General features: G+C 72.9%; 15 protein-coding genes. 9 read left to right on the top strand and 6 right to left on the bottom strand.

Features of this window, described 5'->3' with window-relative positions:
- Positions 1-65 precede the first annotated feature (65 nt).
- The 3 genes from OG867_RS18105 to OG867_RS18095 all read right to left on the bottom strand — a co-directional run bounded on the left by OG867_RS18105 (position 66) and on the right by OG867_RS18095 (position 2,570).
- Positions 66-689, bottom strand: a complete 624-nt coding sequence (locus tag OG867_RS18105; RefSeq protein ID WP_406286611.1) for a TetR family transcriptional regulator — start codon at positions 687-689, stop codon at positions 66-68.
- Positions 686-1,498: a sugar phosphate isomerase/epimerase gene (locus OG867_RS18100; RefSeq protein WP_328904372.1), complete on the bottom strand. Its 813-nt coding sequence runs from the start codon at positions 1,496-1,498 to the stop codon at positions 686-688. Before OG867_RS18100 ends, OG867_RS18105 begins: the two co-directional genes overlap by 4 nt.
- A 121-nt stretch (positions 1,499-1,619) precedes the next feature.
- Positions 1,620-2,570, bottom strand: coding sequence for a Ppx/GppA family phosphatase (locus tag OG867_RS18095; protein WP_406286609.1), 951 nt, complete (start codon positions 2,568-2,570; stop codon positions 1,620-1,622).
- Between the two features lie 140 nt (positions 2,571-2,710).
- Between OG867_RS18095 and OG867_RS18090 the strand changes: the two genes are divergently transcribed.
- On the top strand, positions 2,711-3,484 hold the full coding sequence (locus OG867_RS18090; protein ID WP_406291024.1) for a hypothetical protein: 774 nt from the start codon (positions 2,711-2,713) through the stop codon (positions 3,482-3,484).
- Between the two features lie 13 nt (positions 3,485-3,497).
- Here the strand turns inward: OG867_RS18090 and OG867_RS18085 are convergent, their stop codons facing one another.
- Entirely contained in the window at positions 3,498-5,336 is a 1,839-nt protein-coding gene (locus tag OG867_RS18085; RefSeq protein WP_406286607.1) for a hypothetical protein, read from the bottom strand.
- Between the two features lie 134 nt (positions 5,337-5,470).
- Here OG867_RS18085 and radA point away from each other — a divergent pair, with 134 nt between their 5' ends.
- Both radA and disA read left to right on the top strand, forming a co-directional pair.
- Positions 5,471-6,883, top strand: coding sequence for a DNA repair protein RadA (gene radA, locus OG867_RS18080; RefSeq protein ID WP_328900823.1), 1,413 nt, complete (start codon positions 5,471-5,473; stop codon positions 6,881-6,883).
- A gap of 125 nt (positions 6,884-7,008) precedes the next feature.
- On the top strand, positions 7,009-8,133 hold the full coding sequence (disA, locus tag OG867_RS18075; protein ID WP_328900824.1) for a DNA integrity scanning diadenylate cyclase DisA: 1,125 nt from the start codon (positions 7,009-7,011) through the stop codon (positions 8,131-8,133).
- A gap of 28 nt (positions 8,134-8,161) precedes the next feature.
- On the opposite strand, the gene OG867_RS18070 is transcribed toward disA, so the two are convergent.
- A complete protein-coding gene (locus tag OG867_RS18070; RefSeq protein WP_406291021.1) occupies positions 8,162-8,929 on the bottom strand; it encodes a hypothetical protein in 768 nt (255 codons plus the stop codon).
- Positions 8,930-9,262: 333 nt separating this feature from the next.
- Here OG867_RS18070 and OG867_RS18065 point away from each other — a divergent pair, with 333 nt between their 5' ends.
- The 5 genes from OG867_RS18065 to cseC all read left to right on the top strand — a co-directional run bounded on the left by OG867_RS18065 (position 9,263) and on the right by cseC (position 13,784).
- A complete protein-coding gene (locus OG867_RS18065) occupies positions 9,263-10,165 on the top strand; it encodes an A/G-specific adenine glycosylase (protein ID WP_328900825.1) in 903 nt (300 codons plus the stop codon).
- Between the two features lie 305 nt (positions 10,166-10,470).
- Positions 10,471-11,019 carry a SigE family RNA polymerase sigma factor gene (locus tag OG867_RS18060; protein ID WP_018102282.1) on the top strand — a complete coding sequence of 183 codons (549 nt, stop codon included), beginning with the start codon at positions 10,471-10,473 and terminating at the stop codon, positions 11,017-11,019.
- Positions 11,007-11,732: a hypothetical protein gene (locus tag OG867_RS18055; RefSeq protein ID WP_406286605.1), complete on the top strand. Its 726-nt coding sequence runs from the start codon at positions 11,007-11,009 to the stop codon at positions 11,730-11,732. The genes OG867_RS18060 and OG867_RS18055 overlap by 13 nt, the downstream gene beginning before the upstream one ends.
- Before the next feature lie 10 nt (positions 11,733-11,742).
- Positions 11,743-12,447 (top strand): two-component system response regulator CseB, encoded by a 705-nt coding sequence (gene cseB / locus OG867_RS18050; protein ID WP_328900827.1) that lies wholly within the window; start codon positions 11,743-11,745, stop codon positions 12,445-12,447.
- Positions 12,444-13,784 (top strand): two-component system sensor histidine kinase CseC, encoded by a 1,341-nt coding sequence (cseC, locus tag OG867_RS18045; protein WP_328900828.1) that lies wholly within the window; start codon positions 12,444-12,446, stop codon positions 13,782-13,784. Before cseB ends, cseC begins: the two co-directional genes overlap by 4 nt.
- Positions 13,785-13,842: 58 nt before the next feature.
- Here cseC and OG867_RS18040 read toward each other — a convergent pair whose 3' ends face one another.
- Entirely contained in the window at positions 13,843-15,426 is a 1,584-nt protein-coding gene (locus OG867_RS18040; RefSeq protein ID WP_328900829.1) for an MDR family MFS transporter, read from the bottom strand.
- A 122-nt stretch (positions 15,427-15,548) separates the two neighbouring features.
- On the opposite strand from OG867_RS18040, the gene OG867_RS18035 reads away from it, so the two are divergent.
- Complete coding sequence (locus tag OG867_RS18035; protein ID WP_328900830.1) at positions 15,549-16,133, top strand: helix-turn-helix domain-containing protein; 585 nt, start codon at positions 15,549-15,551, stop codon at positions 16,131-16,133.
- Positions 16,134-16,139 lie beyond the last annotated feature (6 nt).

The raw sequence follows: 16,139 nt of genomic DNA, 5'->3' as shown, positions 1-16,139 counted from the left end.
AAGCCCCTGCGGCGATTGAGCAGCGGGGGTTCGGGGGCGGCGCCCCCGACGATGGTGGCGCGGGCTTACGCGGACGGCTCCGCCAGATACCGCTGCAGCGTCGGGGCCACCATCGCCACGATCTTCTCCGGCGGCACGGACGCCAACGGCTCGGCCTTCAACACGTACCGCAGTATCGCGATCCCCACCATGTGCGACGCCGCCAGCTCCGCCCGGAACGTCGCGTCCGGGATCTCCAGGCCCGCCGCCACCCGTTCCAGCAGGCGGCGCAGTACGAAGCTTCGGAGGACCTTCGCGGCGGCCTCGTGGGTGAGGGCGGAGCGGAGGACGGCGAGGAGGGGGGCCCGGGTCGTCGGGTTCTCCCAGATGCCGATGAAGGCGCGGGCCAGGCGTTCGCCCACATCGTCGGTGTCGCCTTCGAGGACGGCCGGGACGAGCAGGGCGGGCTCGAACGACAGCTCGATCGCGGCGGCGAAGACCTCGTCCTTCGTACCGAAGTAGTGGTGGACCAGCGCGGAGTCGACGCCGGCCGCACGCGCGATGCCCCGGACCGAGGTCTTGTCGTACCCCCGCTCGGCGAACTCCGTGCGGGCGGCCTCCAGGATGCGGGTGCGCGCGTCCGGGCCGGTGTCCGACGCGGCGCGGGCGGGGCGGCCCCGGCGCTTGGGGCCCGGTGCGTCCGGGGTCATGGGCGCGGCGCGCCCTCGGTGGACGCGGCGAGGTGGAGCCGGGTGAAGGCGAGCGCCTCGGCGAGGTCGGCCTCGCGTTCGGCGGTGGACATCGCGCGGCGGGTGTTGACCTCGATGACCACGTGCCCGTCGAAGCCGGAACCGGCCAGCCGCTCCAGCAGTTCCGCGCAGGGCTGGTCGCCCCGGCCGGGCACCAGGTGCTCGTCCTTGTTGGAGCCCTTGCCGTCGGCCAGGTGGACGTGGGCCAGCCGGTCGCCCATCCGGTCCACCATCGCCAGGCCGTCCGTACGCGCGGTGGCGGTGTGCGACAGGTCCACCGTGAAGTGCCGGTAGTCGTCGTTGGTGACGTCCCAGTCGGGGGCGTACGCGAGCATCTCGCGGTCCCGGTAGCGCCACGGGTACATGTTCTCGACGGCGAACCGGACGTCCGTCTCGTCGGCCATCCGCCAGATTCCGCTGACGAAGTCACGGGCGTAGTTGCGCTGCCACCGGAACGGGGGGTGTACGACGACCGTCGACGCGCCCAGCTTCTCGGCGGCGGCGCGGGCCCGCTGGAGCTTGACCCACGGATCGGTCGACCAGACCCGCTGGGTGATCAGCAGACACGGCGCGTGCACGGCGAGTATCGGCACCTGGTGGTAGTCGGAGAGCCGGCGCAGCGCCTCGATGTCCTGGCTGACCGGGTCGGTCCAGACCATGACCTCGACGCCGTCGTAGCCGAGGCGCGCGGCGATCTCGAAGGCCGTCGCCGTCGACTCCGGATAGACCGAGGCCGTCGACAGGGCGACCTTCGCATCCGGGACGCGCACCGCTGGTTCTGCCACGCAGACAGCGTACGGGCAGTGCTGCGCCCCGCCGAGGGAGAGCGGCTGAAAGTGAGAAGGGCCGCACCGCCAGCCGCGCCACCTCCGCGCCGGCCCCACTCCCCCCTCAGTCCAGCGCCGCTTCCCCGCCCGACGGCAGGTGGTCCAGGCGGCGCAGGATCACGCCCTCGCGCAGCGCCCACGGGCAGATCTCCAGCTCGTCCACGTCGAGCAGGTCCATCGCGCCCTCCGCGACCAGCGCCCCGGCCAGCAGCTGCGCGGCCCGCCCCTCGGACACTCCGGGCAGGGTCCCGCGCTCCTCGGCGGTCATCGCGGCCAGCTTCGGCACCCACTCCTCCACCGCCTTGCGGCTGAGGGTGCGCGGCACGTACTGGCCCTCCGCGGTGCGCGCCGCGCCCGCGATCCTGGCCAGCTGCTTGAACGTCTTGGAGGTGGCCACCACGTGGTCCGGGCGGCCGATGCGGGTGAAGTCGCCGACGCTGCGGGCGATGCGCGCCCGTACGTGCCGGCGCAGCGCCCTGACCTCGGCAGGGTCCGGCGGGTCGCCCGGCAGCCAGCCCGCGGTGAGGCGCCCGGCGCCCAGCGGCAGCGAGACCGCGGCTGCCGGTTCCTCGTCCAGGCCGTACGCGATCTCCAGCGAGCCGCCGCCGATGTCGAGGACCAGCAGCTTGCCCGCCGACCAGCCGTACCAGCGGCGGGCGGCGAGGAAGGTGAGGCGGGCCTCCTCCGTACCGCTGAGGACCGCGAGGTCGACGCCCGTCTCCTGCCGTACCCGCTCCAGGACCTGGTCGGCGTTGCTCGCGTCGCGTACCGCGGAGGTGGCGAAGGCGAGGACGTCCTCGCAGCCCTTGTCCTCGGCGGCTTCGAGCGCGCCCGCGATCGTCCCCACCAGCCGGTCCACACCGAGCGGGCCGATCGCGCCGTCCTCGTCGAGGAGTTCGGCGAGGCGCAGCTCGGCCTTGTGCGAGTGCGCGGGCAGCGGGCGGGCGCCGGGGTGGGCGTCCACCACCAGCAGATGAACCGTGTTCGACCCCACGTCGAGGACTCCGAGTCTCATGCAGGGCACGCTACTGCCGGTGGCGGACTTACTCTGGGCCCGTGCCAAAGACGAAAAAGGCGAAGCCGGGCAAAGCCACGAAGAAGCGGGACATCGAGGCGGAGACCCCGCAGGACATCAAGCACGTGGAGAAGGTGGAGATGCACACCCCGGCGGCGGAGCCGGATCCTTCCGACGAGACGGAGCTGGACTTCGCGCGCGCCTGGGTGGAGTTCCCCGACCCCGCCGACGACGAGCAGGTCTTCCGCTGCGATCTGACCTGGCTGACGTCCAGGTGGACGTGCATCTTCGGCAGCGGCTGCCAGGGCATCCAGGCGGGCCGCGCCGACGACGGCTGCTGCACGCTGGGCGCCCATTTCTCGGACGAGGACGACGAGAAGCGCGTGGCCGGTCATGTCGCGCGCCTCACTCCGGAGCTGTGGCAGTTCCACGACGTGGGTACGGAGACGGGCTGGACCCAGACCGACGAGGACGGGGACCGCCAGACCCGGCGCTGGCAGGGCTCGTGCATCTTCCAGAACCGGCCGGGCTTCGCCGCCGGGGCGGGCTGCTCGCTGCACATCCTGGCGCTGCGGGAGGGCCGGGAGCCGCTGGAGACCAAGCCGGACGTGTGCTGGCAGCTGCCCGTACGGCGTACGTACGAGTGGATCGACCGGCCCGACGACACGCGGGTGCTCCAGGTGTCGATCGGTGAGTACGACCGGCGGGGCTGGGGTCCGGGCGGCCACGACCTGCACTGGTGGTGCACGTCGGCGACCTCCGCGCACGGGGCCGGTGAGCCGGTGTACGTGTCGTACCGGCCGGAGCTCATCGAGCTGATGGGCAAGGAGGCGTACGCCACGCTGACCGAGCTGTGCGAGCAGCGGCTCGCCTCGCTGCTGCCGATGGCCCCGCACCCGGCGGACCCGGCGTAGCCGCCCGGCACCGTCAGTCCGCGGCGGGCGGGGTGCTCGGCCCCTTCGGCGGGGCGGGCGGTCCGGAGGAGCCGGTCGGGTCCGGGGTGGGGCTCGGGTCCGTCTCCGTCGGCGTGGGCGTGGGGTCCGTCGGGTCCGGCGTCGGCGTCGGCGTGGACGGGTCCGGCGTGGGCGTCGGGTCCGGCGCACTCGGCCTGGCCGGGCGCGGGTGGAGTCCGCGCGGCGTGGCGCCGGGGGTGGGCGCCTTGGCCCCGTAGCCGTGCAGGGCGACGACCGCGCCCGAGGGGGCGAGGGTGAGGTGGGCGGTCCAGGGGCCCGCGGGCTGCCGCGCGTGGTCCACGAGGGCGCGGATCGTGACGCTGCCCCCGGCCGGGAGCTTCCCGGAGGTACGGCTCAGGCTCACCCAGGACCGGTCGGTGGCGGCGGACCAGGAGACCGGGCCGGCCTGCGACGCGGTGAGGGTGATCAAGGTCGCGGAGCCGGCGGTGCTGGTCCGCACGGTGAGCCGGCCCTCGCCGTGCGCGGCGGGGTCGCGGGAGGGGTCGGTGCCCTTGCTGATGATCTCCGCGGAGACCTCCGGCAGGGAGTCCTTGCCGGTGAAGCGGGAGCCGGCGTCCGGGCGGGCGTTGCCGGCGTTCTCGTAGTCGTCGTAGGGGGTCTGCGCCGTACCGGTCCCGTTGTCGGCGGCGCTGACCGCCGGGCCGTCGCGGCCCTCACCGGTGAGCGGCGCGCCCCGGTAGGCGGACCACAGGGCGATGACCGGGGCGGCGACGACCGTGGCGACGACCGTCGTCGTCATGACCCGGGAGCGCAGCCGGTCGCGGCGCGCGGCGTGGTCCTTGGGGTCCATGGGGAAGCCGGTGCGGTCGAAGCGCGGTGTGGCGGACCGATTCTTCTGGTGCTTCTGCGCGTGCAGCATGGCCACGTACGCGGACGGCCTCGGGGCCTCCAGGACCGGCAGCACGGCGGCCGGGGTCACCGTCTTCCCGGGCCACGGCCCGTCGGCCCCGGCGCGCTCGGCGGCGCGGCGGCAGCGCGGGCAATCGTCCACGTGCCGGACGAGCTCGCGGCGGAGCGTGGGCGAGAGCAGCGCGCGGTGGTCGCCGGTGAGCCGGCCGGCCGTGGGGCAGTTGCCCGTCTCCACGACGGCGAGGGCGGCCCGGGTGCGCTCGACCTCGCAGGCGGCGCCGGCCAGCAGCTCGCGGGCGGCCGTGCGGTCCAGGCCGAGGACGGCGGCGACGGCGCGCGGGGTCAGCCCGTGCCGGACGGCGAGCTCCAGGGCCTCGCGCTGCTCCGGCGTGGTGCCCGCGGCCTCGGGCCAGGCCAGCTGGGCCAGCTCCCGGCGGTGCGCCTCGACGGCGGGGGCGGTCTGCGGCGGGGCGGGTGCGGGTGCGGCGGTGCGCGGGGCCGGTGACGGCTGCGGCGCGGGGCGTGGCGCGCGGCGGGCGGGGCGGGCGGCCGCCGGGGCGTGGCGGTCCTCGTCGGGGGGCCTGCGGTGCGGGGGGCGGGCGGGGTCGAGGCGGCGATGGGCGCGGCGGCCCCGCTTCTGCTCGGTGAGCCGGCGCAGACACGTCCACCTGGCCAGGGCGTACAGCCAGGTTTTACGTTCCTCCTCGTCGGCCGGACAGCGGGAGCCCTGCCGTTCGGCCAGGGCCAGGACGCCGCCCAGCGCCTCGGTGGCGGCGTCGTGGTCGCAGAGGACGGAGAGGCAGTAGGTGAAGAGGCCGTCGAGATGCGGCTCGTAACGGGCGGGCGGCTTCTTCGGGGTGGCGTGCGAGGAGTGGGGCGCGCGATGCTGTCCCCGGTGCGCGCCGGGGGTGTTCGTCGGAGTCTCCAGCCTGCTGCTCGTCACCTTGCGACCGTAGGCGCGGCGCCTCACCCGCTCGCGCCGCTTGCGTGGATTTAACCCTTACGGGTGAACGTATGGCGCGATAAGGGGCGGGCGTTCCCGGCCGCGCTGTCAGACCCCACCGATACGGTGGCGCCATGGCTGCCCGTACGAAATCCGCGAAGGACCGGCCGTCCTACCGCTGCACCGAATGCGGCTGGACCACCGCGAAGTGGCTCGGCCGCTGCCCCGAGTGCCAGGCGTGGGGGACGGTCGAGGAGTTCGGCGGCGCCCCCGCCGTCCGGACCACGGCCGCGGGGCGGGTCTCCACCGCCGCGCTGCCCATCGGCCAGGTGGACAGCCGGCAGGCCACCGCCCGGCCGACCGGCGTCGGCGAGCTGGACCGGGTGCTGGGCGGCGGGCTGGTGCCCGGGGCCGTCGTGCTGCTCGCGGGCGAGCCGGGCGTCGGCAAGTCCACGCTGCTGCTCGACGTCGCGGCGAAGGCGGCGACCGACGAGCACCGCACCCTCTATGTGACGGGCGAGGAGTCCGCGTCCCAGGTCCGGATGCGGGCCGACCGCATCCATGCGATCAGCGACCACCTGTATCTGGCGGCGGAGACCGATCTGTCGGCGGTGCTCGCCCACCTCGACGCGGTCAAGCCCTCGCTGCTGATCCTGGACTCGGTGCAGACCGTGGCCTCGCCGGAGATCGACGGCGCGCCGGGCGGGATGGCGCAGGTCCGCGAGGTGGCCGGGGCGCTGATCCGGGCCTCCAAGGAGCGCGGGATGTCGACGCTGCTCGTGGGCCACGTCACCAAGGACGGCGCCATCGCGGGGCCGCGGCTCCTGGAGCACCTGGTGGACGTGGTGCTGTCGTTCGAGGGCGACCGCCATGCCCGGCTGCGCCTGGTGCGCGGTATCAAGAACCGGTACGGGGCGACCGACGAGGTCGGCTGCTTCGAGCTGCACGACGAGGGGATCACCGGGCTCGCCGATCCGTCCGGCCTGTTCCTCACGCGGCGCGACGAGCCGGTGCCGGGCACCTGCCTGACCGTGACCCTGGAGGGCAAGCGGCCCCTGGTCGCGGAGGTGCAGGCGCTGACGGTGGACTCGCAGATCCCGTCCCCCCGGCGGACCACGTCGGGCCTGGAGACGTCCCGGGTGTCGATGATGCTCGCGGTCCTGGAGCAGCGCGGCCGGATCAGCTCGCTGGGCAAGCGGGACATCTACAGCGCGACGGTGGGCGGGGTGAAGCTGTCCGAGCCGGCCGCCGACCTGGCGATCGCGCTGGCGCTGGCGAGCGCGGCGAGCGACACACCGCTGCCGAAGAACCTGGTGGCGATCGGCGAGGTGGGGCTCGCGGGCGAGGTCAGACGGGTCACGGGGGTGCAGCGCCGGCTGTCCGAGGCGCACCGGCTGGGGTTCACGCACGCCCTGGTCCCGACCGATCCGGGCAAGGTCCCGGCCGGTATGAAGGTGACGGAAGTCGCCGACATGGGCGACGCGCTCAGGGCGCTCCCGCGCCGGACCCGCGCACAGGCCCCCCGGGAGGACGACGCACGCCGGTAGACTTTGCCCTGGTCTCGCCCGTCCGTACGAACGGCACGTGGGACGTAGGGTCCTTCGATCGGATCCGGCCTGTTTCCGACCGACAGGCCACGAGGGCACCGCAAACCTGTGACCGGAGGAGTGCAGTGGCAGCCAGCGACCGGGCAGCATCGCCCGGAAAGTCCGGCCAAACCACGGGCAACGAGGCGCTGATGCGCGCCTCGTTGAGCGCCGTCGCGCCCGGAATGGCCCTGCGGGACGGCCTGGAGCGCATTCTCCGCGGCAACACCGGGGCTCTGATCGTGCTCGGCATGGACAAGACCGTCGAGTCGATGTGCACGGGCGGCTTCGTGCTGGACGTGGAGTTCACCGCGACCCGGCTGCGGGAGCTGGCCAAGCTGGACGGCGCCCTGATCCTCGACAAGGACATGACGAAGATCCTGCGCGCCGGGGTGCAGCTGGTCCCGGACGCGTCGATCCCCACCGAGGAGACCGGCACCCGGCACCGCACGGCGGACCGGGTCTCCAAGCAGTGCAATTTCCCGGTCGTCTCGGTCTCCCAGTCGATGCGCCTGATCGCGCTGTACGTGAACGGGGAGCGGCGGGTCCTGGAGGAGTCGGCGGCGATCCTGTCCCGCGCCAACCAGGCCCTCGCCACCCTGGAGCGGTACAAGCTGCGGCTGGACGAGGTCGCCGGGACGCTCTCGGCGCTGGAGATCGAGGACCTGGTGACCGTCCGGGACGTGACGGCGGTGGCCCAGCGCCTGGAGATGGTCCGCCGGATCGCGACGGAGATCGCGGAGTACGTGGTGGAGCTCGGCACGGACGGACGGCTGCTGTCGCTCCAGCTGGACGAGCTGATCGCGGGCGTGGAGCCGGAGCGCGAGCTGGTCGTGCGGGACTACGTGCCGGAGCCGACGGCGAAGCGTTCACGCACGGTGGCGGAGGCGCTGACCGAGCTGGACTCGCTGACCCACACGGAGCTGCTCGAACTTCCGGTGGTCGCGAGGGCGCTGGGCTACAGCGGTTCGCCCGAGACGCTGGACTCGGCGGTGTCGCCGCGCGGGTTCCGGCTGCTGGCGAAGGTGCCGCGGCTGCCCGGCGCGATCATCGACCGGCTCGTGGAGCACTTCGGCGGTCTGCAGAAGCTGCTCGCGGCGAGCGTGGACGACCTCCAGACGGTGGACGGGGTCGGCGAGGCCCGGGCGCGCAGCGTGCGCGAGGGCCTGTCCCGGCTGGCCGAGTCGTCCATCCTCGAACGGTACGTGTAGACCCCCGGCCGTCCCCCGGGGCGCCCGCTCAGTCCTTCGCGAGGACGAACGAGGCGCGCTGCACGGGCCGGCCCGGTGCCTTGGCCTCCACGAGGTACGTGCCCGGCTCGGCCTTGCCCGCGGGCGGCGTCGCGCACTTGGGGGCGCTCCGGTCGCGGTCCCACTCCACGGTGTGCACGACGGTCTTCCCGGCGGGCACCTCGATCAGGACGGGCTTCGGGTTGCGCGGGCAGTCCTTGGACGACCACACCTCGTCGTCGTCCCCGCCCGCCTCGGTGACGGTGAGCACCGCGCTCTTCGGCCCGAAGTCGGCCTTGCAGGCGGTGGACGAGTTGTTCGTGACGAACAGCCGGAACTTCGGCTTCTCGTCGGGGGCGTAGCTGAGTTCGGTCTTCAGGCCGATCCGGATCGCGCCCGCGGCGCAGTCGGCGAGCGAGGAGCCGGCCGGGACCGGACGCGCGGCCTCCGCCCCGTCACCCGTGCCGGAGCCGGTGGAACCGGAAGCGGAACCCGAACCGGTGTCCTGGCCGCCGCCGTTGGCATCCGAGGAACCCGAGCCGCCGCCCGTACCGGCGGAACCGCCGCCCGAACTGCCGTCCTGGTCACCGATGCTGCCGCCGGAGCCGTCCGATCCGCCGCTCCCGCCGGGCTGTTCGCTGATCGCGGGGCCGGAACCGGAAGGTCCGGGCGTGATCGAGCCCGCGGGGCCGGAGCCGGGCGGCTTGGAGTCGTCGTGGTGATCCCCGCTGCCGCCACCGGAGGTGACGGCCCATGCGATCAGCAGCGCGATCAGCACGACCAGGACCGCAGCGACCGCCCTCCGTCGCCAGTAGATGCTGGAGGGTAGCGGACCGATCGGATTGCGCAGAGATCCCACGGCCCAAACTGTACGAGAGATCCGGCCCAACTCCCGCCCCACCCGCCGCCTTGATCCCCAAGTTTTGCGGATCATCATCCCGCGAGGGCCAGTTCGGGCGTCGAGCACACGTGAGGTGACCCTGCGCGACGAAACGTTTGCGCATGGTCAACACCCTCGGTCGGGCGGAAAACGGCCCATCGGCCAGTTGCCGCAACGGCTCGCGGGGCGTGGGGCCTCCAAGCGGAACGCCGTGTCAGGATCGATGGTGCGATGACTGCCACGACTGCGACACAGACGCCCCCCGCCTCCCTCCACACCCCCGTGATCGGTTGGTTCGACCAGCACGCCCGCGATCTGCCCTGGCGCCGCCCCGAAGCGGGTGCCTGGGGCGTGATGGTGAGCGAGTTCATGCTGCAGCAGACCCCCGTCAGCCGGGTCCTCCCGGTGTACGAGCAGTGGCTCGCCCGCTGGCCGCGCCCCGCCGACCTCGCGGCCGAGCCGCCCGGCGAGGCGGTCCGCGCCTGGGGCCGGCTCGGCTACCCGCGCCGTGCCCTGCGCCTGCACGGGGCCGCCCAGGCGATAACGGAACGCCATGGCGGAGACGTACCGAGTGAGCACGCCCAGCTCCTCGCCCTGCCCGGCATCGGCGAGTACACGGCGGCGGCCGTGGCCTCGTTCGCGTACCGGCAGCGTCACGCCGTCCTCGACACCAACGTCCGCCGGGTCTTCGCACGGGCCGCGACCGGCATCCAGTACCCGCCGAACGCGACGACCGCCGCCGAGCGCAGGCTCGCCCGGGAGCTGCTGCCCGACGAGGACGAGCGGGCGGCCCGCTGGGCGGCGGCCACGATGGAGCTGGGCGCCCTCGTCTGCACCGCGAAGAACGAGGACTGCTCGCGCTGCCCGATCGCGGAGCAGTGCGCCTGGCGGCTGGCCGGGAAGCCCGCGCACCAGGGGCCGCCGCGCCGGGGCCAGACCTACGCCGGCACGGACCGGCAGGTGCGCGGCAGGCTCCTCGCCGTGCTGCGCGAAGCGGTCGGCCCGGTGCCGCAGGCGGCGCTCGACGCGGTGTGGGACGAGCCGGTGCAGCGGGCCCGGGCTCTGGACGGGCTCGTCGCCGACGGCCTGGTCGAGCCGCTGGCCGGCGGCCGCTACCGGCTGCCGCTGACCTGAGCGACCGGGCCGTCCCACCCGCGTAACAGCGTCCGCCCGCCTTCGTGACAACGGCGGACAGGGCCCGCCCGCCCCGTGACAATGACGGGGTGGGCGGGCCCTTCGCGCGTCCGGCGCGGGATCGTTTGTCCGGTCTCCTCCCCGCGCTGTTACACAACCGATGGACAGCCGTGCGCCCGCGTACGGCTGCCCCGCACAGCCTCGTGACAACCGCTCCGTAGCGTCTGCGACGTCAGCCGGAACGACCACCGGCGGACAGCGGTACGAGCGGTCTACGGGGATCCACCGGGATGGAGGCGGTTGTGATGGCGCAGGGCGAGGTGCTCGGCTTTGAAGAGTACGTACGGACCCGGCAGGAGGCGCTGCTGCGCAGTGCGCGCCGGCTCGTCCCGGACCCCGTGGACGCACAGGACCTGCTCCAGACCGCGCTGGCCCGGACCTACGGCCGCTGGGACCGCATCGAGGACAAGTCCCTCGCCGACGCCTATCTGCGCCGCGTCATGATCAACACCCGTACCGAGTGGTGGCGGGCCCGCAAGCTGGACGAGGTGCCCACCGAGCAGCTGCCCGACGCCAGCATCGAGGACGGCACCGAGCAGCGCGCCGACCGCGCCCTGCTGATGGACATCCTGGGGGTGCTCGCTCCCAAGCAGCGCAGTGTCGTCGTCCTGCGACACTGGGAGCAGATGAGCACGGAGGAGACGGCCGCGGCGCTCGGCATGTCGGCCGGTACGGTGAAGAGCACGCTGCACCGTGCGCTGGCACGACTGCGCCAGGAGCTGGAGAACAGGGAAGCGGCGAGCCGGGAGGCCCGGCTCGCCGAGAAGCGGGGGCGGGAGCGGTGCGCGGCCTGACAGGCAGCGGTGACGACGACACGGTCATCGGCACAACGGGCGGGGGACGGGCAGGCTCCGGCAGACGCCTGCTGACCGGCTGGGCGGCGAGCAGCGCGGCACTGGCCGGCCTCGCCGCCTTCGGGCTGTTCGCCGCCAGCTGCTCCACCGGCGGCACGGGCACCCGGGACGAGGGCCCGGCGGGCGCCGAGCCGGTCGTCCAGGTCACCCCGAGCACGACGGCCGCCGCCACCGCGAAGCCCGCGCCCCGGGTGGACGCCGTGGCGCTGCTGAAGGCGGACCCGAAGGTCAGCGGGCGGGTCCGGATGGACCTGAAGCCGTGCAGCGGCGACGAGTATCCGGTGGACACCTCGTACGGCAGGATCACCGGCGGCCCGTCCGCCGACGTCGTGGTGAACGTGATGACCTGCGGCGATTCGGTGGGGGTCGGCACCTACGTCTACCGGCCGCGCGCCAACGGCACGTACGAGAACGTCTTCGCCGTGGAGCAGCCCGCCGTCTACGGCACCATCGACCGGGGCGACCTGGTCGTGACGACCCAGGTGTACGAGAAGAAGGACTCGGTGGCCTATCCCTCGGGCGACGAGGTGATCACGTACCACTGGGCGAACGGCCGGTTCAACGAGGAGGACCGGGTGCGCAACGACTTCAACCGAGCCGTGGGCGCGGGCGACGGGGAGCTTCCCGAGCCCTCGGAACCGCCCAGGAACTGAGAGCTTTCCGATGGCCGAGACCCATGTGCTGTTCGTCGAGGACGACGACGTCATCCGCGAGGCCACCCAGCTCGCGCTGGAACGGGACGGCTTCGCGGTCACCGCGGTGCCCGACGGGCTGGCCGGCCTCGAAGCGTTCCGGGCGGACCGGCCCGACATCGCGCTGCTCGACGTCATGGTCCCCGGTCTGGACGGCGTCAGCCTGTGCCGCCGCATCCGGGACGAGTCGACGGTCCCCGTGATCATGCTGTCGGCGCGGGCCGACTCGATCGACGTGGTGCTCGGCCTGGAGGCCGGCGCGGACGACTACGTCACCAAGCCGTTCGACGGGGCGGTCCTGGTGGCCCGGATCAGGGCGGTGCTGCGCCGCTTCGGCCATGCGTCGGGCGGCCTGGCCGGCGGCGGGCAGCCGGAGCCGGAGGCCGTCGGCGGGGTGCTGGTCTTCGGGGACCTGGAGGTCGACACCGAGGGCATGGAGGTCCGCAGGGGCGGTGCGCAGGTGGGGCTGACGCCGACCGAGATGCGGCTGCTCCTGGAATTCTCCTCGGCGCCCGGCACCGTGCTCTCCCGCGACAAGCTGCTCGAACGGGTCTGGGACTACGGCTGGGGCGGCGACACCCGGGTCGTGGACGTCCATGTGCAGCGGTTGCGTACGAAGATCGGCCAGGACCGGATCGAGACGGTCCGCGGCTTCGGCTACAAGCTCCGGGCATGAGGCGGCCCTCCCTGCGGACGGGCGTCCGCTGGAAGATCAGCATCGCGATCGCGGCGGTCGGCGCGCTGATCGCGGTCGCGCTGAGCCTGGTGGTGCACAACGCGGCCCGTGTCTCGATGCTGGAGAACGCCCGCGAGGTCCAGCTGGAGCGGCTGACCTACGCGCAGCTGCTGTACGAGGCGAAGAAGACGAAGAAGGCCGACCCCCGGTTCGGGGCGAAGCTCAACGACCCGACGATGCCGCGGAGCCTGCGCGAGGAGGTCCGGCACAACCGCCGCGCCACGCACGTGGACGACTCCGGCGGGGTGCCCGACGTCTGGGCGGCCGTGCCGGTGGGCAACGGGAACGTGCTGTCGCTGCACACCCGGTTCGCGGACCGCTCGACCACGATCATGGGCGACCTGGACCGGGCCCTGATCATCGGTTCGGTCTCGGTGGTCCTCGGCGGCTCCGCGCTGGGTGTGCTGATCGGCGGCCAGCTCTCGCGCCGGCTGCGCAAGGCGGCCGCGGCGGCGGGGAAGGTCGCCCAGGGCAACACGGACGTCCGGGTCCGGGACGCGGTCGGCGGTGTCGTGCGCGACGAGACGGACGAGCTGGCCGGTGCGGTGGACGCGCTGACCGACGCGCTGAACGGGCGGATCGAGGCGGAGCGCCGGGTCACCGCGGACATCGCGCACGAGCTGCGTACGCCGGTGACCGGGCTGCTGACGGCGGCCGAGCTGCTGCCGCCGGGCCGCCCGACGGAGCTGGTACGCGACCGGGCCCAGGCGATGCGCACGCTGGTCGAGGACGTGCTTGAGGTGGCCCGGCTGGACAGCGCGTCGGAGCGGGCCGAGCTCCAGGAGATCGCGCTCGGCGAGTTCGTCAGCCGGCGGGTGGCGCTGCTGGACCCGGAGGTCCGGGTGCAGGTCGTCCACGACTCCTGGGTCAACACGGACCCGCGCCGCCTGGAACGCATCCTCGGCAACCTGCTGGGCAACGCGGCCAAGCACGGGTCGACCCCGGTGCAGGTCACGGTCGAGGGCCGGGTGGTGCGGGTCCGCGACCACGGGCCCGGGTTCCCGGCGGCGCTGCTGCGGGAGGGGCCGAGCCGGTTCCGTACCGGGTCGACCGACCGGGCCGGGCACGGGCACGGTCTCGGGCTGACGATCGCGGCGGGCCAGGCCCGGGTGCTCGGGGCCCGGCTGACCTTCCGGAACGCGGCGCCGGAGGGTGCGGCGGAGGGCAGCGGCGGGGCGGTCGCGGTGCTGTGGCTGCCCGAGCACGCGCCGACGGCCACGGGCAGCTATCCGATGCTCCAGTTCGCGGAGCAGCGGAGCCCGGAGCCGGGGAGCTGACACGGGAGAGGGCCCCGGGGGCGTGCTCCCGGGGCCCTCTGCGTACATCCGTGTCCGGTCAGATCTCCGAGACCGCCGGGGCGGGCTTGGCCTCGGGGCCCGCTCCCCGCAGCGGGACCTCCTTGACGAAGAGGGAGGCGACGACCGCGACCAGGCCGACGGAGGCGCCGACGAGGAACGCGATGTGGGTGCCGGACGACACCGCGAACTCGTACGCCTCGCGCACCGGCACCGGCAGCTTGGCCAGGCTCGCCGCGTCCAGCTGGGCGGAGTGCGCGGTGGCCGCGCCGCCGCCGTGGGCCGCCATCTCGTCCTGGACCTTGCCGGTGAACAGCGCGCCCATGATGGCGACGCCGAAGGAGCTGCCGAGCGTACGGAACAGGGTGGTCGAGGAGGAGGCGACGCCCATGTCCTTCAGCTCGACGCTGTTCTGCGCGACGAGCATCGTGATCTGCATCAGGAAGCCCATGCCGGCGCCGAGCACCGCCATGTAGAGCCCGGAGGTGAAGCGGCTGGTGCCGGTGTCCATCTGCGCGAGCAGGAAGAGGCCGATGACCATGAGGATCGAGCCCACGATGGGGAAGACCTTGTACTTGCCGGTGCTGGTGGTGACCCGGCCCGCGATGAGCGAGACGATCATCATGGACAGCAGCATCGGCAGGAGCAGCAGCCCCGAGTTGGTCGCGGAGGCGTGCTGCACGGACTGCTGGTAGAGCGGCAGGAACAGCACCGCGCCGAACATCACGAACCCGGCCATGAAGCCGACCACGGACATGAGCGTGAAGTTGCGGTTGCGGAAGATGTGGAGCGGGATCATCGGCTCGGCGGCCTTCGTCTCCACGAAGAGGAAGCCGGCCAGCGCGGCGACGCCGATCGCGATGAGCTCCATGATGACCGCGGAGTTCCAGTCGTACTCGGAACCGCCCCAGGTGGTGACCAGCACGATCGCGGTGATGCCGATGGTGAGCAGCGCGGCGCCGAGGTAGTCGACGTTCCGCTTGGTGCGCTCCCGCTTGGGCAGGTGCAGGACGGCGGTGATCATGATCAGTGCGACGGCGCCGAGCGGCAGGTTGATGTAGAAGCTCCAGCGCCAGCCGAGGTGGTCGGTGATGGTGCCGCCGACCAGCGGTCCGCCGATCATGGCGATGGCCATCACGCCGGCCATCATGCCCTGGTACTTGCCGCGCTCACGGGGCGGCACGAGGTCGCCGATGATCGCCATGACGCCGACCATCAGACCGCCGGCGCCGAGGCCCTGGATGGCCCGGAAGCCGATGAGCTGGCCCATGTCCTGGGCCATGCCGCTGAGGACCGAGCCGATCAGGAAGATCACGATGGACGTGAGGAAGATGCCCTTGCGTCCGTACATGTCGCCGAGCTTGCCCCAGATGGGCGTGGACGCGGCGGTGGCCAGGGTGTAGGCCGTGACGACCCACGAGAGGTGTTCGAGGCCGCCGAGGTCACCGACGATGGTCGGCATCGCGGTGCCGACGATCAGGTTGTCGAGCATCGCGAGGAGCATGGCGATCATCAGGGCGAGCACCACCACCCGGACGCTGCGCTGCGGCGGAGCCGCCGGCTCCGCCTTCGTGGCCGGTGGGCCGCCCGCCTTCCCGTCCGCCGTCTTGATCAGGTCCGCCATCTTCCCCAACTCCCCAGTCACCCTGCCACCGGGCCCTTACTTGCCGCCCGGCTAGTTGCTTACACTAGGGGAAGGTAGCCCCGTAACTAGCCGGGCGTCAAGTAAGTTCTTGGGAGAGCAGCATGGGCAGCACGCCGCAGCCGCGCCGGGGCAACACCCGCCAGCGCATCCAGGACGTCGCGCTGGAGCTCTTCGCCGAGCAGGGGTACGAGAAGACCTCGCTGCGGGAGATCGCCGAACGCCTGGACGTCACCAAGGCGGCGCTCTATTACCACTTCAAGACGAAGGAAGACATCCTCGTCAGCATCTTCGATGACCTGAACCGGCCGATCGAGGAGCTGATCGTCTGGGGCGAGGAGCAGCCGCGCACGCTGGAGACCAAGAAGGAGATCCTGGTCCGCTACAGCGCGGCGATGAGCAACGCCTCCGCGCTCTTCCGCTTCATGCAGGAGAACCAGGCGACGGTACGCGATCTGAGCATCGGCGAGACCATCAAGCACCGGGTCCTGGGCCTGGTCGACCTGATCAAGGAGCCCGACGCCCCCCTCACCGACCAGGTGCGGTGCTTCAGCGCGCTCTTCACCCTGCACGCCGGGATGCTCGCCCTGAAGGACGTCGAAGGCGACCCCGAGGAGAAGCGCAAGGCCGCTCTCGAGGTCGCCGTCGAGCTGGTCACCCGGGCCCATGACCCGGAAGCCCCCCGGTAGCCCTGC

This window comes from Streptomyces sp. NBC_00209 (assembly GCF_045206345.1).
Lineage (GTDB): Bacteria > Actinomycetota > Actinomycetes > Streptomycetales > Streptomycetaceae > Streptomyces.
The sequence above is the reverse complement of the archived record's forward strand: the minus strand, read 5'-3'. Positions and strand labels throughout refer to the sequence as shown.